Annotated in this window: 19 protein-coding genes; 9 read left to right on the forward strand and 10 right to left on the reverse strand. The window is 43.5% G+C overall.

Annotated elements, in window-relative coordinates; all coding sequences use genetic code 11:
- Positions 1 to 113: 113 nt before the first annotated feature.
- Together H6G77_RS24295 and H6G77_RS24300 are read right to left on the reverse strand one after the other, a co-directional pair.
- Positions 114 to 1136, reverse strand: coding sequence for an NADP-dependent oxidoreductase (locus H6G77_RS24295; RefSeq protein WP_190872953.1), 1023 nt, complete (start codon positions 1134 to 1136; stop codon positions 114 to 116).
- Between the two features lie 3 nt (positions 1137 to 1139).
- Entirely contained in the window at positions 1140 to 1505 is a 366-nt protein-coding gene (locus tag H6G77_RS24300) for a VOC family protein (protein WP_190673870.1), read from the reverse strand.
- A gap of 172 nt (positions 1506 to 1677) precedes the next feature.
- On the opposite strand from H6G77_RS24300, the gene H6G77_RS24305 reads away from it, so the two are divergent.
- The 5 genes from H6G77_RS24305 to H6G77_RS24325 all read left to right on the forward strand — a co-directional run bounded on the left by H6G77_RS24305 (position 1678) and on the right by H6G77_RS24325 (position 8546).
- The gene (locus H6G77_RS24305) at positions 1678 to 2433 is read left to right on the forward strand and encodes a dienelactone hydrolase family protein (protein ID WP_190872954.1); all 756 of its coding nucleotides are present in this window, start codon (positions 1678 to 1680) and stop codon (positions 2431 to 2433) included.
- A 321-nt stretch (positions 2434 to 2754) separates the two neighbouring features.
- Positions 2755 to 3891 carry an FMNH2-dependent alkanesulfonate monooxygenase gene (gene ssuD / locus H6G77_RS24310; RefSeq protein ID WP_190872955.1) on the forward strand — a complete coding sequence of 379 codons (1137 nt, stop codon included), beginning with the start codon at positions 2755 to 2757 and terminating at the stop codon, positions 3889 to 3891.
- A 44-nt stretch (positions 3892 to 3935) separates the two neighbouring features.
- Positions 3936 to 5315, forward strand: coding sequence for an LLM class flavin-dependent oxidoreductase (locus tag H6G77_RS24315; RefSeq protein WP_190872956.1), 1380 nt, complete (start codon positions 3936 to 3938; stop codon positions 5313 to 5315).
- Positions 5316 to 5570: 255 nt separating this feature from the next.
- On the forward strand, positions 5571 to 6032 hold the full coding sequence (locus H6G77_RS24320) for a hypothetical protein (protein WP_190872957.1): 462 nt from the start codon (positions 5571 to 5573) through the stop codon (positions 6030 to 6032).
- 72 nt (positions 6033 to 6104) lie between these two features.
- Positions 6105 to 8546 (forward strand): tetratricopeptide repeat protein, encoded by a 2442-nt coding sequence (locus H6G77_RS24325; protein ID WP_190872958.1) that lies wholly within the window; start codon positions 6105 to 6107, stop codon positions 8544 to 8546.
- An 879-nt stretch (positions 8547 to 9425) separates the two neighbouring features.
- Here H6G77_RS24325 and H6G77_RS24330 read toward each other — a convergent pair.
- From H6G77_RS24330 to H6G77_RS24345, 4 genes are all read right to left on the reverse strand, one after another.
- Entirely contained in the window at positions 9426 to 9803 is a 378-nt protein-coding gene (locus H6G77_RS24330) for a response regulator transcription factor (RefSeq protein ID WP_190592767.1), read from the reverse strand.
- A gap of 353 nt (positions 9804 to 10156) precedes the next feature.
- Positions 10157 to 13528, reverse strand: a complete 3372-nt coding sequence (locus H6G77_RS24335) for a PAS domain S-box protein (protein WP_190872959.1) — start codon at positions 13526 to 13528, stop codon at positions 10157 to 10159.
- Between the two features lie 12 nt (positions 13529 to 13540).
- Positions 13541 to 15490, reverse strand: a complete 1950-nt coding sequence (locus H6G77_RS24340; protein ID WP_190673884.1) for a sensor histidine kinase — start codon at positions 15488 to 15490, stop codon at positions 13541 to 13543.
- Positions 15477 to 15689, reverse strand: a complete 213-nt coding sequence (locus H6G77_RS24345; protein ID WP_190592764.1) for a hypothetical protein — start codon at positions 15687 to 15689, stop codon at positions 15477 to 15479. Before H6G77_RS24345 ends, H6G77_RS24340 begins: the two co-directional genes overlap by 14 nt.
- A 390-nt stretch (positions 15690 to 16079) precedes the next feature.
- Between H6G77_RS24345 and H6G77_RS24350 the strand changes: the two genes are divergently transcribed.
- Positions 16080 to 17285, forward strand: coding sequence for an HhoA/HhoB/HtrA family serine endopeptidase (locus tag H6G77_RS24350; protein WP_190592763.1), 1206 nt, complete (start codon positions 16080 to 16082; stop codon positions 17283 to 17285).
- Between the two features lie 57 nt (positions 17286 to 17342).
- Here H6G77_RS24350 and H6G77_RS24355 read toward each other — a convergent pair whose 3' ends face one another.
- The 4 genes from H6G77_RS24355 to H6G77_RS24370 all read right to left on the reverse strand — a co-directional run bounded on the left by H6G77_RS24355 (position 17343) and on the right by H6G77_RS24370 (position 20681).
- Complete coding sequence (locus tag H6G77_RS24355; RefSeq protein ID WP_062287000.1) at positions 17343 to 17690, reverse strand: DUF760 domain-containing protein; 348 nt, start codon at positions 17688 to 17690, stop codon at positions 17343 to 17345.
- 213 nt (positions 17691 to 17903) lie between these two features.
- Positions 17904 to 18458, reverse strand: a complete 555-nt coding sequence (gene scpB, locus H6G77_RS24360; RefSeq protein ID WP_190592762.1) for an SMC-Scp complex subunit ScpB — start codon at positions 18456 to 18458, stop codon at positions 17904 to 17906.
- A 250-nt stretch (positions 18459 to 18708) separates the two neighbouring features.
- The gene (gene ispD, locus H6G77_RS24365) at positions 18709 to 19392 is read right to left on the reverse strand and encodes a 2-C-methyl-D-erythritol 4-phosphate cytidylyltransferase (RefSeq protein ID WP_190592761.1); all 684 of its coding nucleotides are present in this window, start codon (positions 19390 to 19392) and stop codon (positions 18709 to 18711) included.
- 284 nt (positions 19393 to 19676) lie between these two features.
- Entirely contained in the window at positions 19677 to 20681 is a 1005-nt protein-coding gene (locus tag H6G77_RS24370; protein WP_190592726.1) for a phosphoribulokinase, read from the reverse strand.
- A gap of 1042 nt (positions 20682 to 21723) precedes the next feature.
- Between H6G77_RS24370 and petH the strand changes: the two genes are divergently transcribed.
- The 3 genes from petH to H6G77_RS24385 all read left to right on the forward strand — a co-directional run bounded on the left by petH (position 21724) and on the right by H6G77_RS24385 (position 26012).
- Entirely contained in the window at positions 21724 to 22998 is a 1275-nt protein-coding gene (gene petH / locus H6G77_RS24375) for a ferredoxin--NADP reductase (protein WP_190592731.1), read from the forward strand.
- A 419-nt stretch (positions 22999 to 23417) separates the two neighbouring features.
- On the forward strand, positions 23418 to 24707 hold the full coding sequence (locus H6G77_RS24380; protein ID WP_190592730.1) for a homoserine dehydrogenase: 1290 nt from the start codon (positions 23418 to 23420) through the stop codon (positions 24705 to 24707).
- Positions 24708 to 24920: 213 nt separating this feature from the next.
- Positions 24921 to 26012, forward strand: coding sequence for an S-layer homology domain-containing protein (locus H6G77_RS24385; protein ID WP_190592725.1), 1092 nt, complete (start codon positions 24921 to 24923; stop codon positions 26010 to 26012).
- Positions 26013 to 26138 lie beyond the last annotated feature (126 nt).

Consider the following 26138-nt stretch of genomic DNA (forward strand, 5'->3'; position numbering starts at 1 on the left):
TATTACGTAAGCACTCAGAATGTTATTACCTAAATCCTCCACTATCTTCCTTGTCCCCCTCATCTCCCTTGTCTTCCTTGTCCTCCTCATCTCCCCTATCTCCCTCGTCCTCCCTAAATTACCGTTGGGTCTTCACTGACTTTCACAACCAGCTTGCCAAAATTTTCACCCCGCAATAAGCCAATAAAAGCACGGGGCGCGTTTTCTAAACCAACTACGACATCTTCTTTATATTTCAGTTGACCAGATTTTAACCAACCAGCCACATCACTCACAAATTCATTGGTGCGATGTTGGTAGTCACGCACTAAAAAACCTTTGATTAACGCACGTTTGATTAACAAAGGTCTTAAGTTTGGCCCAGGAGGCGTGGATGTGGCGTTATATTCGGAAATCAAGCCGACTAAGGGAATCCGCGCCCCTAAGTTGATTTGCTGCAACACTGTTTCTAATATCACCCCAGCCGTATTATCAAAATAAATGTCAATACCATTAGGCGCTGCGGCTTTTAATGCTGCATCAAGTTCTTGGGTTTTGCGATTAATCCCCACATCAAAGCCTAGTTCTTTGACTAGATAATCTCGCTTGTCATCACTGCCAACAATACCAATAACTCGACAGCCTTTGATTTTGGCAATTTGACCTGCAACTGCACCCACAGCCCCAGAAGCAGCAGAAATCACTACTGTTTCGCCTGCTTGGGGTTGACCAATATCCAACAGCGCCGCGTAAGCAGTTAGTCCAGGCATACCCAACACACCCAAACTATAAGATAAAGGTGCTTGGCTGGGATCAAGTTTCCGCAATGTTTCGCCTTTGGCTACTGCATAAGTTTGCCAACCATTACCACTCAGAACAAAATCCCCGGCTTGAAATTGCGGATGATTTGATTGAATGACTTGGCTAACTGTACCACCCACAATGACGGAGTTTAATTCCACATTGGCTGCATAAGACTCTCCCTCACTAATTAACCCACGCATATAAGGGTCTAGAGATAAATAAATTGTGCGGCTGAGAACTTCGCCTTCGCCGGGTTCTGAAATTGGCGCTTCGACTAAGGCAAAATCACTTGCTTTTGGTTCACCAACAGGGCGACTTTTGAGCAAGATTTGTTTGTTAATTAAATCAGACATAAGTTATTCCTTGGTAAATTCGGCAATTTCTATTCTGTTTCCACCAGGATCACGGATAAAAAAGCGATTAAATCCCGGAATTGGTGTTCCTGGCAGAATTTCCACATCATAGGCTTTTAAATGTTCGGCGAACCCATGCAAATCATTGACTCGAAAACAAACATGTCGTCTAGATGTTTGATTATGGGTGTTTTCTTCTGGACTTACATGAATTTCTGTATTCCCCAACAAATACCACCCTCCAGAATTACTGGCTTCAGGTGGGTTAATTTCGCTTAATCCCAAAACTTGACTGTAAAAAAACAGTATCGCCTCCTCAACTTCTCGCTGATAGGTTACTTGTATATGATGAACTGCCTCAAGTCGCATCTCCATTCTCCTGTTGATATAAATGTCACTGGGTTGAGAAAAAATACTTGCTATTCAACAATGTTTGTGGAATACTACTCTTAAAGTACGATAAATCGGTAAAGATTTAGTAGTATTTTTAGACAAACCATAAAAATCCTGTCCTCAAAGGAATTGTGGACTAATTCTTAAGATGACAAACCCAGGAATTCGGATTAATCGAGTTAAAGTCCCCAACGGAGATTTACAGATTGACGCTTATTTAGCGGAACCTGTCAAAGAAGGGAAATTTCCCGCCGTGATTGTGATTCAGGAAATCTTTGGAGTCAACATCCACATTCGGGAAGTTGCAGAAAGACTAGCGAATGAGGGGTATGTAGCGATCGCACCAGCATTGTTTCAACGAACTGCGCCTGGTTTTGATGCTGGTTATACCCCTGATGATATTCAGCGTGGACGCGCGGCCAAGGATCAGACAAAAGCCCAAGAGATACTGAGTGATATTCAAGCAGCGATCGCTTACTTGCGAACTCTACCAAATGTCAAAGGAGATGCGATCGGTTCTATTGGTTTCTGTTTTGGGGGTCATGTTGTTTATCTAGCAGCCACCTTACCAGATATCAAAGCCACAGCTTCCTTTTACGGTGGGGGAATTCCTAATTCTACGCCCGGTGGTGGAGAGCCGACAATTACCCGTACCTCAGAGATTAAAAACCCAATTTACGCCTTCTTTGGTACAGAAGATAAAGGTATTCCTTTAGAACAAACCGAACAAGTAGAAGCGGAATTACAAAAACACCGCATTCCCCATCAAATTTTCCGCTATTCTGGTGCAGAACATGGCTTTTTCTGCAATCATCGCGCCAGCTATAATGCCGAAGCTGCGGCTGATGCTTGGAAGCAAGTTTTAGGACTATTTCAGAAAAATTTACAATTGCAGCCAGTTTAAACCTGAATTGCCTATTAAACATAACTCCTCCCTACCGCATAAATAACCTCTGCCATAAATTCACTGACTTGGTGATTGGTAATTAATTATTAGTTCCCAATTGCCAGTCTTTACTTGTGTAGATGTTTACAAATTTACGAACCCAAGAACGAAAAATAATTTTTGGGCAATTTATTAAGTCAGTGAAAACTGACTTCAATTTGTCGTGTCTAGCTTTTTTCCGAAACTTAAAAAAACAAACATTGATGTGAAAGCAGTAATGCTAACTACTGAACAATATGCCGCAATAACTCCGAAAACAATTAGCCAGAGATAGGATTTATGGAAATATTTTGGTATTTACCGACCCAAGGCGATGAACGATATTTAGGGACAAAAATTGGTAGACGACAAGCTAATTATCCTTATATGCAGCAAATTGCCCAAGCTGTGGATAAATTAGGCTACGGTGGGATGTTAATTGGGACGGGACAAAAGCAGGATACTTGGATTGTGGCTGCTTCTTTGATTCCAGTGACAGAACGCTTACGGTTTTTGGTGGCGTTTCGTCCAGCCATTATGTCACCTTCCCTTGCGGTGAGAATGGCGGCTACCTTTGACCAACTTTCTAACGGTCGGATTATTTTAAACGTGGTGACTGGTGGTGACTCTAAAGAATTAGCGAAAGATGGAGTTTTCTTAGACCATGACCAGCGTTATGAATTGACTGATGAATTTTTAACAATTTGGCGATCGCTTATGCAAGGTGATGACGTAACCTTCAAAGGTCGCCACCTGCAAGTTGAGGGTGCTAAATTACAATTCCCCCCAGTCCAAAAGCCTTACCCGACTTTATATTTTGGCGGTTCTTCTGATGCGGCTTTGCAAGTTGCAGCCAAACACATCGATGTTTATTTAACTTGGGGTGAACCACCAGCCCAAGTTGCCGAAAAAATTGCTAAAGTCCGCCAATTAGCAGCAGAACAAGGTAGAACAGTCCGTTTTGGCATTCGGATGCACGTTATCGTCCGGGAAACCACCCAAAAGGCTTGGGATGCAGCCAACGAACTAATCAAATATCTCGATGATGACACAATTGCATCTGCTCACAAACGCTTTGTCCAGTCAGAATCAGCAGGACAACGGCGGATGGCGCAGCTAAATAACGGTAGTCGCCAAAATTTAGAAATTAGCCCGAATTTATGGTCTGGTGTCGGGTTAGTCCGGGGTGGTGCAGGTACAGCCTTAGTCGGAGATCCAGACACAGTGGCCGCCAGAATACAGGAATATGCTGATTTGGGGATTGATACCTTTGTATTTTCCGGCTACCCCCACTTAGAAGAAGCTTATCGCGTCGCTGAGTTACTTTTCCCCCGCTTACCACTGCAAACTCCGCAAAACGCCATACCACAGCAATTACCAACACCCTTTAACGAGTTTGTCACCAAGACAGATTTACTTAAACCCCAGCCTGTGTAGTTGCAGGCGATCGCATTTATGTTTCTACCATAAGGATAAAAGTAATGAGTACGCCAAAAAAACAAATAAAGCTGGGTGCATTTTTATCCAGTAGTGGACATCACCTAGCCTCATGGCGGCATCCCAATGCACAAGCTGACGGTGGTTTGAACTTAAACCATTTTAAACGCCTTGCCCAGACCGCAGAACGGGGCAAATTTGATATGATTTTCTTTGCTGATGGAGTATCTGTGCGCGATCGCGGTCAAGGTACAGAAGTTTTAAGCCGGAATGGGAAACTCGTCCATTTTGAACCCCTGACCCTGCTTTCAGCCTTGTCTGTAGTCACAGAACGCATTGGGTTAACCGCGACAGTCTCCACCACCTACAACGAACCCTATCACCTCGCCCGGAAGTTTGCTTCCCTCGACTATCTTAGTGGTGGTCGTGCTGGTTGGAATCTCGTCACCTCCGCCACCGAATCAGAAGCATTGAACTTCAACCGAGAACAACACATGGAACATACTCTGCGTTATGAACGCGCCCGCGAGTTTGTCGATGTTGTCACTAAACTTTGGGACAGTTGGGAAGACGATGCTTTCTTGCAAGATAAAGAATCAGGTATTTACTTCGACCCAGATAAATTACACGTTCCCAACCACAAAGGCGAACATTTTGCGGTGCGCGGCCCGTTGAATGTCGCGCGTCCCATCCAAGGATATCCAGTCATTATTCAAGCTGGTTCCTCAGAAGATGGTAAAAATCTCGCCGCCCAAACCGCAGAAGTTATCTTCACAGCCCAACAAACCCTAGAAGAAGCCCAAGCCTTCTATACTGACGTGAAAGGTAGACTCGCCCAATATGGACGTTCCCCAGAACATCTGAAAATTATGCCCGGTGTATTCCCCGTCATTGGTAGAACTGAACAAGAAGCCAAGGATAAATTCGAGCAAATTCAAGAGTTAATTGATCCTGTGGTTGGCTTGAATTTGTTGGGAGGAATGATTGGTGGATTTGATTTATCAGCCTACCCATTAGATGGGCCATTACCAGAACTTCCGGAGACAAACGGTGGTAAAAGCCGTCAAAAACTTTTGACAGACCTCGCTCGCAGAGAAAATTTAACAATTCGACAACTGTATTTATCAATAGCTGGCGCACGCGGACATCGGCAAATTCTCGGCACACCAGAACAAATTGCTGACCAATTAGAAGATTGGTTTATTCATGGTGGGGCTGATGGATTTAATATTATGCCGCCTTGGCTACCGGGAGGTTTAGATGAGTTTGTAGATTTGGTCATCCCCGAACTGCAACGCCGGGGACTATTCCGCACCGAGTATGAAGGCTGGACACTGCGTGAACATCTTGAGTTACCTCGTCCAGTTAACCAGTTTAGTCAAACGCAAGTTAATTCTCAAACTGTAGCAGTTGCTTCTGTTTGATCAATCTCTTAATTTCTCAAGCAGAGGGGTATACAGATGTATGCCCCTCTATCTTTAATTAGATTACATTCTTTACGCAATGTGCGACTTGATCTCAAACCTAACCCCCAACCCCTTCCCTTGTAGGGAAGGGGAGTAAGAATTAAAGCCTCTCTCCGTTGCGGGGAGAGGAATGGAAGTGGGGTTTAAAAAATAAGTCGCACATCTGTTATGCTCAGGAAAATAAGTATAATCTCGGAATATTATTGTTAAGTTATGGAACCAGTAACCTTAACAGCCGTAGGAACTGCGATCGCTACTATAGTTTTAACTAAGGCTTTAGAAAGAACAGGCGAAATGCTGGGGGAAGCTGCATTAGAAAAAAGTAACGAGTTAATCGCCAAGCTACGCCAGAAAAATAAGCTGCCCTCGTCCTTAGCGAATACGCCAGAGGGAAAGGCAGAGGAAGCGTTAGATTATGGTAATGCTGTGTTGGAGTTGAAAGCCGCAGCCGATACAGATACCGAAATTGCTCAATCAGTGCGGGAAGTGGAAGCCACAATCAATCAAGATCAGTCCCAGACTGCTGAGGAAATTCAAAAATTAGCCGCAGAAATTCAAGCGCAGCCAGCAATTGTTAATAACTTTGCCAAGTTAGCAGAAAGTATCCAAGCTGAAAAAGGGTCAATGGTTGCCCAACAAATCACAATTAATAATCCGCAAAACACATACAACTGACTACAGCCGCCCGAACAGGAACGGGTAAAGTCAAATCCTGAAATACCGCAAAATTTACCCCTGAGTGGGGTGGTGAAATTTGTGGGACGTGATGAAGAACTGCAAAACCTCCACCAACTATTGCAGGAAAATAACCAAGTAGCCATTGCAGCTATTTTAGGAATGGGTGGACTGGGTAAAACAGAACTCGCCTTGCAATATGCCATGACTCAGCGCGAAAACTACAAAGGTGGACTGTGCTGGTTACAGGCGAAAGTCGAGGATTTTGGCGTTCAAGTGGTGCGGTTTGCCAGAACTCAGCTTGATTTAAAGCCACCAGAAGAATTTGATTTATCTACACAAGTACAATACTGCTGGCGGAACTGGCGTGAGGGTAATGTGCTGCTGGTGGTGGATGATGTTACAGATTACCAGCAAATCAGACCTTACCTACAGGGCGCATCTTCCCGATTTAAAGTGTTGATGACTACCCGCAAAAAGTTGGGTGCAGCCATCAAGCAATTACCTTTAGATGTATTACAACCAGATGCAGCATTGGAGTTGTTACGGTCTTTGCTGGCAGAAACACCAGGGCGAATTGAGAGAGAATTAGATGTAGCAAATCAATTGTGCGAATGGCTGGGGTATTTGCCTTTGGGTTTAGAGTTGGTGGGGCGATATCTGGCGCGGAAGCAGGATTTGTCTATATCGAAAATGATGGGGCGATTAAAGGAAAAGGAAAAGCCACTAGAACAACCTGCACTTGTGAACCCAGAAGCCGATATGACAGCACAATTGGGAGTGCAAGCCGCCTTTGAGTTGAGTTGGCAGGAATTAGCAGAGGATGATAAGTTATTAGGCTGTGTACTCAGTTTATTTGCAGCCGCCCCCATACCCTGGAAATTAGTAGAACAGTGCTTAACAGAAAAAGATGAGGATGAGTTAGAGGAAATTCGGGATGATAAATTATTGAATCTGCATCTACTCCAGCGCAAAGGTGAGGGAATCTATCAACTACATCCCCTACTGCGGGAATTTTTCCAATCTAAGTTTACAAGTTTAGAGCAGGTAGAGGAATTTAAGCGATCGTTTTGTCAGGTAATGGTAGCAGTTGCTAAAGAAATTCCTGAGACTCCTACCCTTGAAGAAATTAACGCTGTTTCCCTCGCCACACCACACATAGCTGAAGTAGCAAACAATCTCATTCAATACGTCAGTGATGAAGATGTAATCTGCCCTTTCGTCGGCTTAGGTTATTTCTATCAAGGACAAGGGTTATATACCCAAGCCGAACCTTGGAATCAGCAGTGTTTATCAACAGCACAAAACCGCTTGGGAGACAATCATCCCGATGTCGCCACCAGCCTCAACAATTTGGCTGAACTCTACCGCACCCAAGGAAAGTACGACCAAGCCGAACCCCTGTATCTCCAAGCTTTAGAACTCAGACAAAGCCTGCTGGGAGACAATCATCCTGATGTCGCCGCCAGCCTCAACAACTTGGCAGCACTCTACAATTACCAAGGAAAGTACGACCAAGCTGAACCCCTGTATCTCCAAGCTTTTAAACTCAGACAACGCCTGTTGGGAGACAATCATCTCGATGTCGCCGCCAGCCTCAACAACTTGGCAGAACTCTACAAATCCCAAGGAAAGTACGACCAAGCTGAACCCCTGTATCTCCAAGCTTTTAAACTCAGACAACGCCTGTTGGGAGACAATCATCTCGATGTCGCCGAAAGCCTCAACAACTTGGCAGGACTCTACAAATCCCAAGGAAAGTACGACCAAGCCGAACCCCTGCATCTCCAAGCTTTAGAACTCAGACAACGCCTGCTGGGAGACCATCATCCGTCAGTCGCCCTAAGCCTCAACAATTTGGCAGCACTCTACAAATCCCAAGGAAAGTACGACCAAGCCGAACCCCTGTATCTTCAAGCTTTAGAACTCTATAAACGCCTGCTGGGAGACAATCATCCCTCAGTCGCCACCAGCCTCAACAACTTGGCATTACTCTACTATTCCCAAGGAAAGTACGACCAAGCCGAACCCCTGTATCTCCAAGCTTTAGAACTCGATAAACGCCTGCTGGGAGACAATCATCCCAATATCGCCACCAGCCTCAACAACTTGGCAGCACTCTACTATTCCCAAGAAAAGTATGACCAAGCCGAACTTCTGTATCTCCAAGCTTTAGAACTCCATAAACGCCTGCTGGGAGAGAATCATCCCAATGTCGCTATGAGTCTCAACAACTTGGCAAATCTCTACAATTACCAAGGAAAGTACGACGAAGCCGAACCTCTGTATCTCCAAGCTTTAGAACTCGATAAACGCCTGCTGGGAGAGAATCATCCCAATGTCGCCACCAGCCTCCACAACTTGGCAGCACTCTACTATTCCCAAGGACGGTATGACGAAGCCGAACCCCTGTATCTCCAAGCTTTGAATATTTTGGAGCGAAGTTTAGGAGGGAATCATCCTAATACTGTGAGAGTGCGTGAGAATTTAGCAATTTTACGCGATCATCTCTAATGAGAACACGAAAATTTACCTTCCCAACCGCATCACTCTAGCTTTTATCTCCAAGTTTCCTGTTTTGAACTCAACGTTTCATGTTCAGAACCCGAAGTTTCGTGTTGCAAACGAGAATGTTCCTGTTTCCAACTAAAGTATTCTTGTTTTCAGTGAGAACGTTCTTGTTCTAAAGGAGAATGTTTCTGTTTCAAACGAGAACTTTCCTGTTTCCAGTGAGAATGTTCTTGCTGCAAAGGAGAATCTTCTAGTTCTGAGGTCGAATGATGGTGTTTTGAAACGTGAGTTCGATGACCTCTCCCCAACCCCTCTCCTTGCAGGCTACGGTATACACACAAGTCGAAAATAGGCAGTATGAAAGCCTATCCCGCCTTGAACTAAAGTTCCAGGCTCATAGCCAAAGTCCACTCAAGTGGACTGGAATGAGTTTCTTGTTGAGTCCTCTTCAGAGGACTTGCGCTGTGAGACTCGGAATTTATTCCGAGGCGGGACAGATGCACTCAACCGAGATTTGTGTGTACACCATAGCTCCTTGCAGGGGAGAGGTAAGTAACCACGCAAAATTAATTACAGTCATTGCGAGCGAAGCGAAGCAATCCCAGCCCTTGCGATTGCTTCATTTCGCTTCGCTCCATTCGCAATGACTTTGTGTAATTAATTATGTTTAACTACTTACCCTGCGGGAAGCAAGCTATGGAGAGGGGTTTTTTAAACTCATCGAACTCACGTTATGAAGGTGTAGGGGGAGCATCATCAAGTAAATTCACAGGCGATATGTGGGGTATGATGGGTTTGTTTTGAGAGTGGCGATCGCTTAAAACAAACACTATGAGCGATCGCTTGTGAGAATTGAGAGATATAGCGGTAGTCAGTTTTTATTCAAAATCCCAATACCTGCATTGATTTTTCTAGCACTTCTTTAGGGCGAAAAGGTTTAGTCAGATATAAATCAGCACCTACCTCTATACCTTTTTGTTTATCAAATTCTTGTCCTTTTGCTGTCAACATTACAATGTAGACATCATCCATTTTTAAGTCATGCTTAATTATCTGACAAACTTCTAAGCCACTCATTTTTGGCATCATCACATCAAGAAAAACGAGATTTGGTTTCTCTATTTTGATAGTTTCAAGTGCTTCTTCGCCGTTTCTCGCTGTTAAGATTTCAACACCTTCATCTTCTAAAGCTTCTAAAGCTTGTTCCAGTAAAATTACGATGTTAGGTTCATCATCAACAATCAAAATTTTTTGCGTCATAGAGTAATCCAATTTAATATTTGTAGAGGCTAGAGGCTAGAGGCTAGAGGCTAGAGGCTAGAGGCTAGGGACTAGGGATTAGAGATAAAAGATTATAAAAACCAGTTTTTAAGTGTAACAACACTAGTACAGGTCGGCGTAAATAAACAGACTATCTGGAATTGCTAAAAGGCTTGAGGTATCGTTATTCTTTCTTTTTCCTTTTGCCCTTCGGGTTCACCATTTGACGACAGTTGCCTCAAGTCGGGAGACCCGCCCACGGCACTGTCTCCTTTATGCCGGGAAACCCGTCCACCGCAATGGCTCACCTTTTTCCTTTTGCCTTGTTGTACTAGCCTCTAGCCCCTCTTAATTCAATGATCAGCCAACATGATAAAAAATACATTTTCTAAATCTTTTTCAAACCGTAGGGTTTTCACTAAGTCGGTTTCTGTGGAAAAGATGGAATCAATGATAATCATGTCAGGTTTAGCGGCTCGTGCTTTGTGCAGACATTCTTGGGGGTCGGAGGCTTCAATCACGCTGTATCCTTGAGTTTGCAGGACATCTGATAAGGTTTTTAAGGTTGAGGCATTTTTATCAACCACCAATACTTTTTTGCTGGAAGTTCCTTGAGAAAGTAGTGAACCAATTTCATTACGGAGTTGTTCTGTATTGATGGGCTTGGTGAGATAGCGGTCAATACCAATGTGGTAGCCACGCTCTTTATTTTCAATAATTGACAAAATGATGATGGGAATATCTGCCGTTTGCGGGTCATTTTTCAAGACGGCTGCGACATCAAAGCCGTTAATTTGTGGCATCATTACATCCAGAAGAATTAAATCGGGACGGGCAATTTTGATTTGATGAATTGCATCCATACCGTCTTTTGCTTCTCGCACTTTGTAGCCTTCGTTTTCTAATTGCTGCCGGAGTAATTCTCGAATATTGGTATCATCATCTACTACTAAAATGGTTTTGCGGTTTTCGTTGAATACGGCATTACTCGTAATAACGTGTTCTTTGAGTTGTTTGACGAGGGCTTCTAAATTAATTTGTCCATTGTTTTGGTCATCTTTAGTATAAATCGGAATCAAAAACGAGAAAGTGCTGCCTTTTCCTGGTTCACTTTCTACCCAAATTTTGCCGCCATGATGTTCAACAATTTGTTTGCAAATTGGTAATCCTAATCCTGTACCTTTGGGTTTGTCGGTGAGGGTGTCGCCAACTTGGCGGAATTTCTCAAAAACTTTTGGTTGGTCTTCCGGGGCAATACCAATACCTGTATCGATTATGCTAATGCAAACACCTTCGTGCTGTTGTTGGACGCGACAGGTAACAGTCCCAGTTTGAGTAAATTTCACAGCATTGGAAATTAAGTTAATCAGGACTTGCAATAAACGGTTGCGATCGCCCACTATTTGCGGTAAACCAGAATCAATCTCGCTGACTAGTTGCAAGTTATGGGTTTCAAACAAGGCGGCGGTGGCTGTAGTCGCCCAATCTAATAATTCGCCAGGATCAAGGGGCTGCATGTGCCATTCCACCTTGCCGGCTTCCATTTTGGCAATGTCTAAAACATCGTTAATCAAGGATGTCAGCCGTTCTGCTTCCGAGACAATAATGTTGAGGTTGTCACCTACCCGTTTAATGGTTTTTTGCAGTTTGCGGTCTTCGCTAGTCAGCATCGGGAAGACATCGGTTTCGAGTTTTTCTTTGATAATCGAGGCAAACCCCAACACTGAAGTTAAAGGTGTCCGCAGTTCGTGGGAAACTGTGGAAATAAAATCGGTCTTCATTTTGTCCACTTCTTTTTCGGCGGTGATATCCCGAATTAGCAATGCAGAACCAAAACAGGTGGCTGGTTCGTTAGCTGTGGTTTGTTTAAAGATAGCGGTGGCGACGGCTTGACCAATGCGTTCTTTCGCCAGTGAAATTTCCGCCGCAAAGACTTCTTGGGGATGGGATTGAGTTTGTTCTATTAAATGTGCTAAACCTGCGATCGCTAGTTCTTGATAGTTGCCTTGAAGCATGTTGGCTGTCAATCCTTGCATAGCTAAAAAGGCAGGATTGAAATGGGTAATTTGCCCTGATATATCTACCACCAACAAACCATCTGCTAAGTTATCTAAAATGGCATTTAACCCTTGGGCTTCCGCTAGGGTATCTTGCAAGGCGGCTGTGCGTTCCGCAACTCTGGCTTCTAGTTCTTGATTAAGTTGGCGCAGCGCAATTTCCGCTTGTTTGCGGGCGGTAATATCTGTATTAATTTCTAATACTGCACAAGGTTCACCAGCTGCATCTCGTTGCAAAGTCCATCGACTCTGGACAGTAATAATTTTGTCATCGTGGGTAATATGTTGGACTTCTCCTTCCCAATGGCCTTGCTGTAATAACTCGGCGGTGATTTCGGCTTTGGGTTTGGGAAAAACTTTCTTGAGGAAGGTATAAATATATTGGTCTTTGACTTCTTCTCGCGTCCAATGGTAAAGCCTTTCGGCACCTTGATTCCAATAGGCGACTTTATCACTCATATCCCGGATAATAATCGCATCACTGGAGTGATTCAGCATATCAAATAAACGCTGATTTTCTGCTTCTGCGAGTTTGCGATCGTGAATATCTGTGCAAGTGCCAATCCATTCCCGAATGCTACCATCTGCGGCGAAAACAGGAGCGCCACAAACGGAGAAATAGCGGTAAACTCCATCTTTCCCCCGCAGGCGATATTCAGTTTGGTAAATACTGCCGTTCGCTACGGCTGTATTCCAGGCGGCTTGGGATTGACTACGGTCATCAGGATGAATCGGATCAATCCAACCCCAACCAGCAACTTCTTCTTCAGTTTGCCCTGTATAAGCAATCCAAGTGATCATTTCACTGCTAATCCCTAAACCTTCGGCTGTTGCGCCCCAAACAATTTGAGAAGTAGCGGCGACTAAAGAGCGATATTTTTCTTTTAATCTTTGATTTTCTGCTTCTGCGAGTTTGCGATCGTGAATATCTGTGCAAGTGCCAATCCACTCTTTGACGTTACCATCATCTTCAATGACAGGCGCACCCCAGACCCAAAAGTAGCGATAGTTGCCATCTTCACCACGAATGCGATATTCAATTTGATATTGGCTGAGGTTGGCAACAGCAATACCCCAAGCTTCTCCAGTGTAGCCGCGATCATCGGGATGAACGGCATCAATCCAACCGCCGTTTTCGGCTTCTGCTAAAGTTTGCCCGGTGTAAGCTATCCAGTCGGTAAGTTCAAAGCAAATTCCCTCTGGTGAACTCACCCAGACAATTTGCGTATTAGCTTTAATCAAAGAACGGTATCGTGCTTCACTCTGTTTTAAGGTTTTTGCAGATTCCTGATATGCTTTTTGAGTTTGTCTGAGGTCAGTAATATCTTCCACACTCGACCAAATCAACTTCTCTCCATCTTGTTCAATTATGGCCGCAGAGATTCTCACCGGCACTAAATGTCCATCTTTGTGGATGTATTCTTTCTCATAAGACCCGTGGCGACCAGTTTTTGCTAAGTTTTCGATAATGGCTTGCTCAGTGGCAATATAACTCTCAGGAGTGATCTGCCAATTGTTGAGGTGGAGAGTTTCTGAAACAGTGCGCCCCAAAATCTCAGCGTAGGCGGAGTTAGTATGAATTAAAGTCCCATCTGTGCGGTAGAGTACCAGACCAACGGGACATTTTTCCAAGAGATGACGGTTAAATTCGTCAAGTTGGCTAGACATATTGAGAGTTTCCTAATTGTGGGTAGGGGCGGGACAAGCAAACCAGGACAATAAGGTGGAGTAAAGCTTTAAGGCAATGGGATGACGTTGGAAAATTTGATAAATTTCACTGGCGGAAGTTGTACTGACATCTGGACTTTGCCGTGACAGTCGCCGGATGATTTGACTGTGGCGAATCAGCATTTCATGGGATTTGAGCATATTGTTTGGAGAGGAAATGAAACCTTCTGCTGGGGATATCTTGGTTTTTTGGACAACACTGTTCACGGCAAAATCTGTGATGTCTTGATACTTCTCAGCATGGGCTACCAAAGAATTAATTGGAATTTGAATCCAGAATTCTGTGCCTTGTCCAGGTTGAGAATGACACTGGAGAATTCCTTGGTGTCTCTCAACAATGACTTGGTAGCTGATGGCCATACCTAAGCCAGTGCCTTTACCAATTTCTTTGGTGGTGAAGAAGGGATCATAAATTCGTTGGATGATTTCTTCTTTCATCCCTGGGCCATTGTCAGCAATGCGAATCACAATCCACTGATGGTCTAGGGTTTGGGTGTGAATGGTGATTTGAGGTTGAGTTAATTGACTGTGGAAAATTGATTCTTCTAAAGCATCAATGGCATTTGCCAGGATGTTCATAAACACTTGATTTAACTGTCCGGGATAGCACTCTGTTGGGGGAAGTTGGGCATAGTTTTTGATCACTTGAATTTCTGGGCGATGGGAAGTCGCTTTCAGGCGATGGCGGAGAATCATCAGCGTCCCTTCTATACCGTCGTGGATGTTGACGGTTTTGATTTGGGCTTCGTCGTGGCGGGAGAAGTTTTTCAGGGATTTGACAATTTCTACAATGCGATCGCTCCCTAGTTTCATAGAATCTAGTAGTTTGGGCAAATCCTCACTGATAAACTCCACATCGATATTTTCAACCTCTGATGCCAACTCAGCCGACACCACAGGAAAATTCTTCTGATACTCTTGTAATAAGTGCAGTAAGTCTTCTGCATACTCAGAAACACAGCGCAAGTTGCCACAAATAAAGTTAACCGGATTGTTGATTTCGTGGGCAACACCGGCTATTAGTTGTCCCAAACTGGACATTTTCTCACTTTGAATTAACTGGGTTTGCGCCAGTTGCAAATCTTGTAAAGCCTGCTGGAGTTTTTCTGTTTGGGCTTTGGCTTGGGCGGTTGCTTGGGTGCTTTGTTCATACAGCACGGCTTTTTCAATGGCGACTGCGGTTTGAGAAGCAAAAATACTCACCAGTTTGAGATGTCCGGCTGTATATGCGTCGATTTGATTTGTCCCCAGAGCGATCGCACCTAGTATCCGTTCTTTGGCACGCAGGGGAACACAAATCAGCCCATGAATGTTTTTCTCATCTCCTAAGCGTGGATCAGTTTGCACATCATTAATCAGTTCTGCACGCCCAGATTGGATAATGTGACCAATAATGCCTGTGGTCGAGGGAATTAGACTCTGCTCAAATAAATTCCCAAATTGGGCAATTACTTCTAAAGTTGCGGCATCTTCACTCAGCAATAAAATCGTCCCCGCAGATGATTCAATTAATTGACTTATTTCCTGAAGCACGAGTTGGGCAATTTGTTTGGTATCTAAACTCGTTGTTAGTTGTGTCGATATATCTTGAAATAAATCAATTTCCTGATATCGCTCTAGTAATTCTTTCGCTAGTTCTTTTTTTTCGGCTTCTTGTTTGGCTAACAGCGACAGTAAGGCTGCAACTGTATGTATTTGTTCTGTCCCAACTACCCAACCAATGTTTTTTCCAGCAATCTCAATCGGATACCGGTTGTTTGTCGTTTGCGTACCAATACTGAGCAATGGTGTACCATCTAACAGTTCAATCTGAATAGCACTGTTGAGTTGATTGGCTAAGTTCTGAAGCAGGGATAATAATTCTTTTTTGTTCAGAATTTTTCTTAGGCTAATGATAGACATATCTCACCTCCTCTAAAGAACTTGGATATTTACCCGTGAGCCAACCAAGCAAGTGAGGAATTTTAGCCAATCCTGCTGCTAAGTTTTTGCTTTGTAGCAGTTGGATATTTCGTTCAAGGTGTACATTTTTGGGAAAAATCAAGCCTTGAATGTACAAGTTCTTGAGAATTGTCAGGCGATCGCGTGTAAATACTTCCATAAACTGTGGGAAAACAATGGGGAATTAGTCAGCACAGCGAATACCCGATCAACTAAAGTACGACCCCCAGCATCAATCTTCCTAGCAATGATCTAGTCAGTAATTTGCACCGTTGCATCAAAGTGACCATTGATATACTTAGGAACTTTCATCACCGTCTAGGGATCTCATCTTGCTCAATTAAGACTAGTCTTCCCAGAAATGTTAGTTGTATAACTATTAGGTAGATATTGATGATTTTTCCCAGCAGTCAAGCTCTTTGTTAATCACCGATTTCTGAATTTTAATATTTATTAAGCAACTTGATGTTAAATTTATCTGTCCACTTACGAATTGCTTGACTACACTTAGAAATTAGCAACTGCATTGCTGTCCTTAAGCGTAATTATTATGAATTTATCTTTGAAGCAACTGGCTATTTACTTATCTTTACTATTGGTTGGTGGTGGTGCAGGTCTATTTGGTAGTCGCTATCTCCTGACGCAAAATCGCTCATTTCGAGAGTTAAGAAATGTAACAGCAGCTTTACCTCCAGAATCTGCCACTCCCTCTGCCCCTAGTGGTAGTTTGGGAGCGACTGGTGGAGATAATGTGAATTTTATTGCTACAGCAGTGCAGAAAGTCGGCCCGGCTGTAGTCCGCATTAATGCAACTCGAAAAGTCGCAAATCCCATCTCTGACGCTTTAAAAAACCCCCTCTTGCGCCGCTTTTTTGGTGATGAAGAACAAGCCATTCCCCAGGAACGGATTGAACGCGGCACAGGTTCAGGATTTATTTTGAGTCAAAAAGGTGAATTACTGACAAATGCCCATGTAGTTGCTGATACAGATACAGTCCAAGTCACCCTCAAGGATGGTCGGACTTTTGAGGGCAAAGTTATAGGTATTGATACGATTACAGATGTAGCGGTTGTGAAAATTCCTGGTGATAAATTGCCGACGGTGAAGCTGGGCAATTCGCAAAATTTGATTCCTGGACAATGGGCGATCGCTATTGGCAATCCTCTGGGTTTAGATAACACTGTTACCATCGGCATTATCAGCGCCACTGACCGCACCAGCGCCCAAGTTGGTGTACCAGATAAACGTGTAAGTTTCATCCAAACTGATGCAGCTATTAACCCTGGCAATTCTGGCGGGCCATTGTTAAACGCCCAAGGTGAAGTTATCGGCGTAAATACCGCCATTCGTGCTGATGCCCAAGGATTAGGTTTTGCCATTCCAATTGAAACCGCCGCCCGTGTGGCTAAAGAATTATTTACTAAAGGGCGGGTAGATCATCCTTTTTTGGGAATTGAAATGGCAGACTTAAACCCCACTAAAAAGCAGCAAATTAATCTCGAAAACAAACTCAACATCAAACAAGATTCTGGCGTGGTGATTAAGGGCGTATTAGATAACTCGCCAGCAAAACGGGCTGGTCTGCTTCCTGGTGACATAATTCAAAAAGTGAACGCAAAACCAGTTAAAACAGCCGCCCAAGTGCAGAAGCTAGTAGAATCCAGCACAGTCGGCGATATCCTCGTACTTGAAATCAACCGCAGTGGCAAAATACAGACTTTAAAAGTGCAGTCAGGTGTCTATCCGAAAAAATAGTCAATCGTCCAAGATTTTAGATTTTGGACTTTTCACCAATCTAAAATCTAAAATTGACTATTGCCCCTCAGACAAGTAATCTAACTGCATTCTTTGTTCCATCTGCCGTAAGAAATACCCCGTCATCATTGCTGATGCTAATAGCCCAGCCAGATTTTCTCTGTCTGTCGTAATTTGCACGTTGAAGTTTTCTGCGGGTAGCATTCCCACTAGCCCTTGGACGTTTTGGGAAATTATTTGCTTAATTTCAGGGCTGACAGACTGGGCGACACGCGCTAACACATCAGGCGACTGATGCTGCAAATACTGGAGTAACTGATTGGGATTTTCCTCAAAGTTCTCGCCTAGAAGTTGATTCGGGTGTTCCTCGGAGTTGTCATTCAAAAAGTCAGGGTCAAACACCATTGGCAGTCTTTTTTAGCTTAGTTGCTAATTCTACTCTAAACCATAGTACAAGGGTAGCGTCTTTTCCACAGGTATGGGTTTTATATCCAGGACTTAGCGCCAAGGTTGTATGTGAAGAATGGGTGTAAGGGTATAGGGGTATAAGGGTTTTTAAAACCTACACCCTTACACCCCTATACCCCTTAAGTCTTACTAACCTGTCACCTGTCACCTCTAACCTGTTACCTCTTCTACCTCATCTTCAATAGCTAGGTCTAATTCTAGTTGCTGTTCTTTAGTGTCAAATGGTTGGGGGAGTTGTTCGATTTGGAAGTACTGATGAAATTTTGGTGTTACTTGTAGCGAGTAAGAACGGGATTCGTTATCTCGGCGTTTCTTGACAAAACCAAGTTCGACTAATTCTTGAACATGCTGATACGCACCTGAACCCCGGAGGTTAATCAAGTCGCTTTGCAAAATTGGACTATTGAGAGCGATCGCCGCTAAACTCCTCAATGCGCCTACTCCCAATTCTACCGGAATCAGTGTTTGTACTAAATCTTGAAAATCAGTTCTTAGTTGCAGGCTGTAACCATCTGTGGTTTCAACAACTTCTAAGGCGCTATCTCTTCGGGCGTAACTATCTATCAGTTCGATTATGCCTTCTTGGGCAGTGGCGCGATCGCAAGCTGCATATTCGGCTATTTCACTGAGAGATAAAGGCTTACCCTTCAAATAGAGAATTGCTTCAATTTTAGTCGCTGTCTTGGTCGCGGTGGCTGTTTTCATTGGGTGTGAGTCAATGGTCAATAGTGAGCCAGCGCGGTCTTGGGGGTTCCCCCTATGAGCGACTGGCGAACCCCGAAGGGGTCAATAGTCAATAGTTATTAGTCATTGGTCACTGACAACTGATGACTAGTAACTGACGATTAACAAGTGTGTGGGATCATACTTGATTTTGTTGCAAAAGTCAAAAATTTCCTTAACAATTCTTCACATTCTCCTAATCTCCCTTGTCCCCCTTGTCCCCCTGTCTCCCTCACCCTCCCCGATGACTGATAATAAATTCAGCGATCGCTAAATCCTGGGGAGTAGTAACTTTTAAATTCGTCTCCTCACCTGGAACAATTCGCACTTCAATACCACATCTTTCAAATAACGCTGCATCGTCCGTCACTTCCCAACCTTGACGAATACCTTCGGCGTGGCACTGTTTCAATAACTGGACATTAAATCCTTGGGGAGTTTGGGCAGCCCACAAATGTTGTCGGTCAGGCGTACTTTGAATTATGCCAGTTTCATCAACAATTTTAATCGTGTCTTTCACTGGTATAGCTGCAATTAACCCAGCACAATGGCGAATTGCTGCTGCACAAGCATTTAGCAAATTTGGTGTAGCCAAACATCTAGCACCATCATGAATTAATACTTGTTCTGCTTCTGGTGGTAACGCTTGCAAGCCGTTGTAAACCGACTCTTGCCGAGTACTACCACCAATGATAAATTCCACAGGTTTAGTCAGCGACAAATCAGCAATGATATTTTTAAAGTCAGGCCAGTCACTAGGCTGAGAAATAATTCCTATCCAACTAATAGAACTTGCTGCTTCCGCCGCTAACAAAGTCCAAGCAATAATCGGTTTTGACTGTACCTCAAGAAAAAGTTTATTGCGGTTACTACCCATTCTTTTACCGACACCGGCAGCAGGAATTAATAAATACACAAGCGTCCTCGATGAGAAAACTAAAGGTTAGAGGTTACAGGTTAGAGGTTAGAGATTTATAGAGGCATTTTGAACCTAGTCCTAGTACAGTTCGGCGTAAATAAACCGACCATAAGGAATTGCTAAAAAGCTTGTAGTATCCGTATTTTTTCTTTTTCCTTTTGACCTTTTACTTTTGCCTTTTTGTACTACTCCCTACTCACCACTCCCATCACTACAAAAATAAAAAGGGGATGCCCCCGGAAGCACCCCCAAAAAATTTGACACAAACACTGCTGTTTTGTTTAGACTTGAACTGCTAGTTTTGCTTCCTTTGATGTTAAACGTTCGTAGGTGGCACGCATTTTTAGACCTGTCAGCACTTGGAACAAACCAGTTCCATTGTTAGAACCAGGATACTCACGGTGTTGGAGTAACAAGTGAGTCATTTCACCTTCGTACTTGGTGGATGTGTTGCTGAGATGGTTTTCGATGTAGATGATTTCTTCTAGGTTGTCAAATTGACCATCTACTTCGAGTACTGAGACATAGCGGCCATAGTAAACATCGGAACCATAGTACAGTTGCATACCTGGATAGGAACAGGTAAGCTTGCGTCCACAAGGAGTCCAGTTAATGGTGGAACCTTCATCAAATAAGTAAACAGGAGTGAATCCTTCTTTACCTTCGCGTTGCAACATCCGTACCCGCAAAACTTTGCGTTCGGTGTCGTTTTTGATGAGGTTTGTGGGCAGTACTTGGAGAACTACGTCAGCGAATTCTCTTTGGGGTTCGATATATTTTGTAAAGTCAGGTTTACGAGAGTTGATAGCAGCTAAAACATCTTCGTAGCGATGGCCTCTTTCTGCCATATCGCGTTGAATCTTCCAAGCAATTTTAACTTCATCGCTGATATCAAAATAAACGCTGAAATCAAGGAGCGATCGCACCCGTTCATCATATAAAGGATGTAGACCTTCAACCACAATAATGTGATTTGGTTCTACTATTTCTGGGGGATCAATCAGGCCGGTTTCGTGGTTATAAATCGGCTTATTAATGGTTTGACCTTCTTTGAGAGCTTTAATTTGCTCATACATCAAGTCAAAATTGTTTGCCCTGGGGTCAAGTGCAGTTATCCCAGTTTCTTTGCGCTGTTTGCGATCTAAGCAATGATAGTCATCCAAACAGATAACTGTCATAAACTCTTCGCCAAACAAGTCTATTAAACGACGCAAAAAAGTAGATTTGCCGCACCCGGAGTCTCCGGCTACTCCAATTAGTACCACGCGTTCCGGCTTACTTGTCATAAATCTCCTCTAAATACTAAATGTGTCAATCAATAATTTTTCACACAGCAGATTTTTGAAGCCAGGAGTCTACCCCATTGGTTTTTCCTGTGTTCTTGCTACTCAGCTACATAACTATTATCAGACGGGTGTACAACCAAATTAGCGGCTGTTACTCGTCTGAGATTGCCTTATTTTGCAGCTAGTAAGTATTTAATCCTAGTGGTATACTTAATTTTAACAGAATGGGTAATCCTATACAAGATTTGATATCAGGATGAATCTTGTGGTGCTACTGTCAGATTAATCATTTAAACATAAGTTTTCTCGACACAGCACAAATTTTGTTCTTCACCCATCTTCTTTGTGAGATAGCTATCTTCCCAGTAGGAGCGGGTATAATTTTGTGATGAAAGCCAAGTTCGGAGATTTACAGTTGCGTAAGTGGTGTTAACTCTCATTTGCAACATTCATCTTGAAAATCTACCGCAAGAAGGAGTAGATATTGAGCAGTTAGCCTGATGTGCTGAATCGTAATCTTGAGTAAATATTTAAAGTATAAATATAAACCTGAACTCCCACTGATTGAAGTTAATCTAAGTTGGATATTCAGTGAAGTTCATGGTCATAGTTTATGTTATCTTTATTTTTCAGCAGGACTGTTAAAAAAAACATAAAGAAATCAGCAACAAAAGCCAAGTAGTACAGAGTAGAATTCGCCTCTATCAAGCATTAGTTGTAGCTGCTCAAAAGTGTTTGCTTCGGGTTTGTTGAGGTCGTCAGCAGTGATTTTATCAAAAATAATTCACGAAAAAAAGATTAAATTGACTCATGGTTAACATTCTGTCAGGGACTTATCCTCTATTTTAGAGGATGAACAGGTGTGTTTATTCCAATACCTGCTTGTCTGGAGCGAGTGTACTTAGCAAGGTATCATTTTTTGATGCCTCTTTCCCAACGCGCTAGTTTTGGTATCCCAAAATCCGATAAACTAAAATCTGGCTAAGTGATGGGAATAGTTGTTTTTGAAAAACGGTTAAGTAATATCGGAGTGATAGACAGAATGTTCAATCAAGGTACTGTTGAGGGTGCTGCCAACACAGAATCAGGTAGCCGCGTCTTCGTGTACGAAGTGGTGGGTCTGCGTCAGAACGAAGCAACTGATCAAACGAACTACCCAATTCGTAAAAGTGGCAGTGTGTTCATCAGAGTGCCTTACAACCGCATGAACCAAGAAATGCGACGTATCACTCGCCTCGGCGGCAAAATTGTTAGCATTCTACCCGCAAGCATTTTAGAGCAAGCAAATGGCAAAGCCGCGTTTGCCAGTGCTGTACCTACAGTGAGTGCTAACAGTGGGGAAAATGGTCAAGCCACACCTGCGAAAGCCAATAGTAAGGACACAAAAGGCAACACCATGACTCAAGCACAAGCCAAAAAAGCCCATGCTGACGTTCCCGTAAATACCTACCGTCCCAATGCTCCATTTATCGGTAAGTGTATCTCTAATGAGCCGTTGGTTGGAGAAGGTGGAATTGGTATTGTTCAACATATTAAATTTGACCTGTCTGGTGGTAACTTGAAGTACATCGAAGGTCAAAGTATTGGGATTATTCCCCCTGGTGTGGACAAAAACGGTAAGCCAGAAAAGCTCAGACTGTATTCTATAGCTTCAACTCGTCATGGTGATGATGTTGATGATAAGACAGTTTCATTGTGTGTTCGTCAGTTGGAATACAAGCATCCAGAAACTGGTGAAACAGTATATGGTGTTTGCTCTACATATCTGTGTTTCTTAAAGCCTGGGGAAGAAGTTAAGATTACAGGCCCCGTGGGTAAAGAGATGTTGTTACCCAGCGACCCCGAAGCTAATGTGATTATGATGGCAACTGGTACAGGTATTGCGCCTATGCGTACATATTTGTGGCGGATGTTTAAAGATGCAGAAAAAGCAGCTAACCCAGATTATCAGTTTAAAGGATTCTCTTGGTTGATATTTGGTGTGCCGACAACTCCCAACATTCTCTATAAAGAAGAGTTGGAAGAAATACAGCAGAAGTATCCTGATAACTTCCGCTTGACTTATGCTATCAGCCGCGAACAAAAGAATGCTCAAGGCGGCAGAATGTACATTCAAGACCGCGTAGCAGAACACGCTGATGAATTGTGGCAATTGATTAAAAATGAAAAAACCCACACATACATCTGCGGTTTACGCGGTATGGAAGATGGCATTGATGCAGCTTTAACTGCTGCGGCTGCCAAAGAAGGTGTAACCTGGAGTGATTACCAAAAAGAAATCAAGAAAGCTGGTCGTTGGCACGTAGAAACTTACTAAGTTGGTTATTAGTCATTAGTCATTGGTGAGCCAGTGCGTTGGGCGGGTTCCCCGACTCCCTCACTGGCTCACCCGAAGGGTCATTAGTCAATAGATTAAGACAACTGACAAAATATAACTGAAGCAGGATAATCTGTAGGGTGGGCGATGCTCACCCTACAATTGTTTTGTATATATACTTGCTGAAACAAGAGTTCTGGTGGTTATAGCAGGAGGCAGGAGGCAGGAGGCAGAAGGCAGGAGGCAGGAGGTAAAAGTTTTACTATATCTAGCATTCATGCTTTTTAAATTTCCTAACCTATACTTCGACTGCTATACATAACCACTCAGCACTCAGCGAGAAGTTGCGTGCGGGGGTTTCCCCCGCCCTTGCAAACTTCGGTGACTCAGCACTCAGCACTAAGATGGATGAAAAGTTTGTGGGTGTAAAGCTAGGAATATTGGGATTAGGTACTGTAGGTACAGGTACGGTGCAACTACTACAAGATGCTGTTGGCCGTCATCCGTTGTTGGGAGAAATCGAAATTTATCGGGTGGGTGTCCGATCGCCTGACAAACCCCGTGCTGTAGAATTACCAGAGTCAGTCATCACAACCGATTTAGCTGCGATTGTCAATGATCCGGCTGTGGATATTGTAGTTGAGGTGATGGGAGGATTGGAACCGGCGCGATCGCTCATTCTCCAAGCAATCAAAAATGGTAAACATATCGTCACAGCTAACAAAGCGGCGATCGCTAGATTTGGGGCAGAAATTTTCAACGCCGCCAATGAAGCCGGGGTGTATGTGATGTTAGAAGCGGCTGTTGGTGGGGGAATTCCCGTGATTCAACCCCTGAAGCAAGCTTTAAGTGTTAACCGGATTCACACTGTTATTGGCATTGTTAACGGTACGACTAACTATATCCTCACCCGGATGCAAACTGAAGGCAGTGATTTTGGGGATGTGTTAGCTGATGCTCAACGCTTGGGTTATGCTGAAGCTGACCCGACAGCCGATGTAGATGGTTTAGATGCAGGCGATAAAATTGCGATTTTGGCATCTTTGGGTTTTGGTGGACGCATTCATTTACCAGATGTTTATTGTGAGGGTATCCGTCAAGTTAGCAAGACAGATATTACATACGCTGAAAAATTGGGCTTTGTGATTAAATTATTAGCGATCGCTAAATACCAAAATAATGACCACTCCCAGTTATCTGTGAGAGTACATCCCACCTTTGTACCTAAATCTCACCCATTGGCTAGTATTAACGGTGTGTATAACGCCATTCTTGTAGAAGGTGAACCCATCGGCCAAGTGATGTTTTTTGGCCCCGGTGCGGGTGCAGGTGCAACAGCCAGTGCTGTTACCTCAGATATTTTAAGTGTGACAGCAGCCCTCAAGAGTAATACAACCGCACCAAATCCCCTGCTCACTTGTAGACATGAAGATTACTGCCAAGTTACCCCGATCTCGGAATTAGTTACCAGATTTTACGCCCGCTTTCTCACCAAAGACCACCCTGGTGTCATTGGTAAACTAGGTACTTGCTTTGGTAATCATGGTGTAAGTTTAGAATCTGTGGTGCAAACTGGCTTTCAGGGAGGATTAGCAGAAATTGTGGTTGTTACCCATGATGTGAAAGAAGGCGACTTCCGCCAAGCTTTAGAAGAAATTCGCAGTCTGGAAGCGATTGATAGCATTCCCAGCATTTTAAGAGTGCTTTAGAAGTATGAAGTATGAAGTATGAAGGATGAAATAAATGCTTTGAGATGATATCTGACAATTAAGCTGTAAACCCGCATAGGTGTTCACTGAGCGAAGTCGAAGCGTGTTCACTGAGCGTAGTCGAAGTGCGGGTTTTGTTTAGATAGCTGCGGCTTTTATCGCCCAAGCTTATTGATTTTTGAGTGGGAACTTTGCAATTTCAGGGAAAATACGATGACCAACTTACCTCCTTCCGACCCCAAGTCATCTGAAAAAACAGCCCTTGGCTTTGATGAATTTATTGCCATTTTAGTTGCCTTCGGTGCGATCGGGGGGATTCTCTTGTGGTCATTTTCTCGCCGAGATGCTGGCTGGAACTTCAATATAGTGTTGTCGCCGACACCAACTTCCACAATCCAAACGCAACCAACTCCCGCCGTTACTGCTCCAGCTTCCCAGGTGCAGCCAAGCACTAATCCTCAAGTTGAAGCTGCACCTGTATCTCCCAAAGAAGTAGTCCCCGAACCCAGCCCAAATTCCCCTCAAATCCTGCCACCAGTCCAAGTAATTCCACTTAATTCAACACCAAAAACCGTACCTTTTTCTACGTCTAAAAATCCAGAGTCATCAGTTACCTCATCGCCCTTACCCTTAGTTACCCCTGCTGAACAAAAATCAATTATTCCACCACCTATTGCCTTTAATGATGTGCCGAAAAATTTTTGGGCGGCTCGATTTATTAATGCACTTTCGGCGCGTGGAATTATCAAAGGTTTCCCAGATTACACGTTTAGACCAAATCAGCCTGTGAATCGCGCGGAATTTGCAGCCATTCTCCAGAAAGCTTTTGACACAGAACTGAGTAAAAATTCTGTACCCTTTAAAGATGTCTCAGGTAAATATTGGGCAACACCAGCAATTGACCGCGCTGTGGGTACAGGTTTTTTAAAGGGGTTTCCCAACAAAACTTTTAAACCCAACCAAAAAATTACCCGTGTACAAGTTTTAGTGGCGCTGGTAAGTGGGTTAAATCTCAAACAACCAGCCAAACCCGCACAGGTGCTAAGTATTTATCAAGATGCCAAAAAAATTCCTAAATATGCCGTGGCTAAGGTAGCGACTGCCACAGCCAATGGTTTGGTAATTACCGATGCTAACCCTCAATTCTTGTCTCCCAATCAAGCAGCCACTAGAGCAGAAGTAGCAGCAATGGTGCATCAAGCTTTAGTTAAACTGGGAAGACTAGATAAAATTTCTTCTGAGAATATTGTGCGCTTACCTGAACAAACTTCACTCTCTGAAAATAAATTAGCCAACGAACCGTAGCAAAGTGCTGAGTAATAACTCAGTATTCTCAGGAGTTTCAGCCATTAAGTTGAATTTACCAGAAGAGAGGGCAGTGTTCTGCACTACCCTCTCTTCTGTGTTTGAAATTAAATTGCAGCGAGAGTC

Source organism: Aulosira sp. FACHB-615, assembly GCF_014698045.1.
Lineage (GTDB): Bacteria > Cyanobacteriota > Cyanobacteriia > Cyanobacteriales > Nostocaceae > Nostoc_B.

Coding starts and splice junctions, on each gene's coding strand:
- H6G77_RS24355 (WP_062287000.1), bottom strand. CDS start 17,690: ATGGTGTTTGACCCTGACTTTTTGAATGACAACTCCGAGGAACACCCG.
- H6G77_RS24350 (WP_190592763.1), top strand. CDS start 16,080: ATGAATTTATCTTTGAAGCAACTGGCTATTTACTTATCTTTACTATTG.
- H6G77_RS24335 (WP_190872959.1), bottom strand. CDS start 13,528: ATGTCTAGCCAACTTGACGAATTTAACCGTCATCTCTTGGAAAAATGT.
- H6G77_RS24295 (WP_190872953.1), bottom strand. CDS start 1,136: ATGTCTGATTTAATTAACAAACAAATCTTGCTCAAAAGTCGCCCTGTT.
- scpB (WP_190592762.1), bottom strand. CDS start 18,458: ATGAAAACAGCCACCGCGACCAAGACAGCGACTAAAATTGAAGCAATT.
- H6G77_RS24345 (WP_190592764.1), bottom strand. CDS start 15,689: ATGGAAGTATTTACACGCGATCGCCTGACAATTCTCAAGAACTTGTAC.
- H6G77_RS24315 (WP_190872956.1), top strand. CDS start 3,936: ATGAGTACGCCAAAAAAACAAATAAAGCTGGGTGCATTTTTATCCAGT.
- H6G77_RS24385 (WP_190592725.1), top strand. CDS start 24,921: ATGACCAACTTACCTCCTTCCGACCCCAAGTCATCTGAAAAAACAGCC.
- H6G77_RS24300 (WP_190673870.1), bottom strand. CDS start 1,505: ATGCGACTTGAGGCAGTTCATCATATACAAGTAACCTATCAGCGAGAA.
- H6G77_RS24370 (WP_190592726.1), bottom strand. CDS start 20,681: ATGACAAGTAAGCCGGAACGCGTGGTACTAATTGGAGTAGCCGGAGAC.
- H6G77_RS24320 (WP_190872957.1), top strand. CDS start 5,571: ATGGAACCAGTAACCTTAACAGCCGTAGGAACTGCGATCGCTACTATA.
- ssuD (WP_190872955.1), top strand. CDS start 2,755: ATGGAAATATTTTGGTATTTACCGACCCAAGGCGATGAACGATATTTA.
- H6G77_RS24330 (WP_190592767.1), bottom strand. CDS start 9,803: ATGACGCAAAAAATTTTGATTGTTGATGATGAACCTAACATCGTAATT.
- H6G77_RS24340 (WP_190673884.1), bottom strand. CDS start 15,490: ATGTCTATCATTAGCCTAAGAAAAATTCTGAACAAAAAAGAATTATTA.
- petH (WP_190592731.1), top strand. CDS start 21,724: ATGTTCAATCAAGGTACTGTTGAGGGTGCTGCCAACACAGAATCAGGT.
- H6G77_RS24305 (WP_190872954.1), top strand. CDS start 1,678: ATGACAAACCCAGGAATTCGGATTAATCGAGTTAAAGTCCCCAACGGA.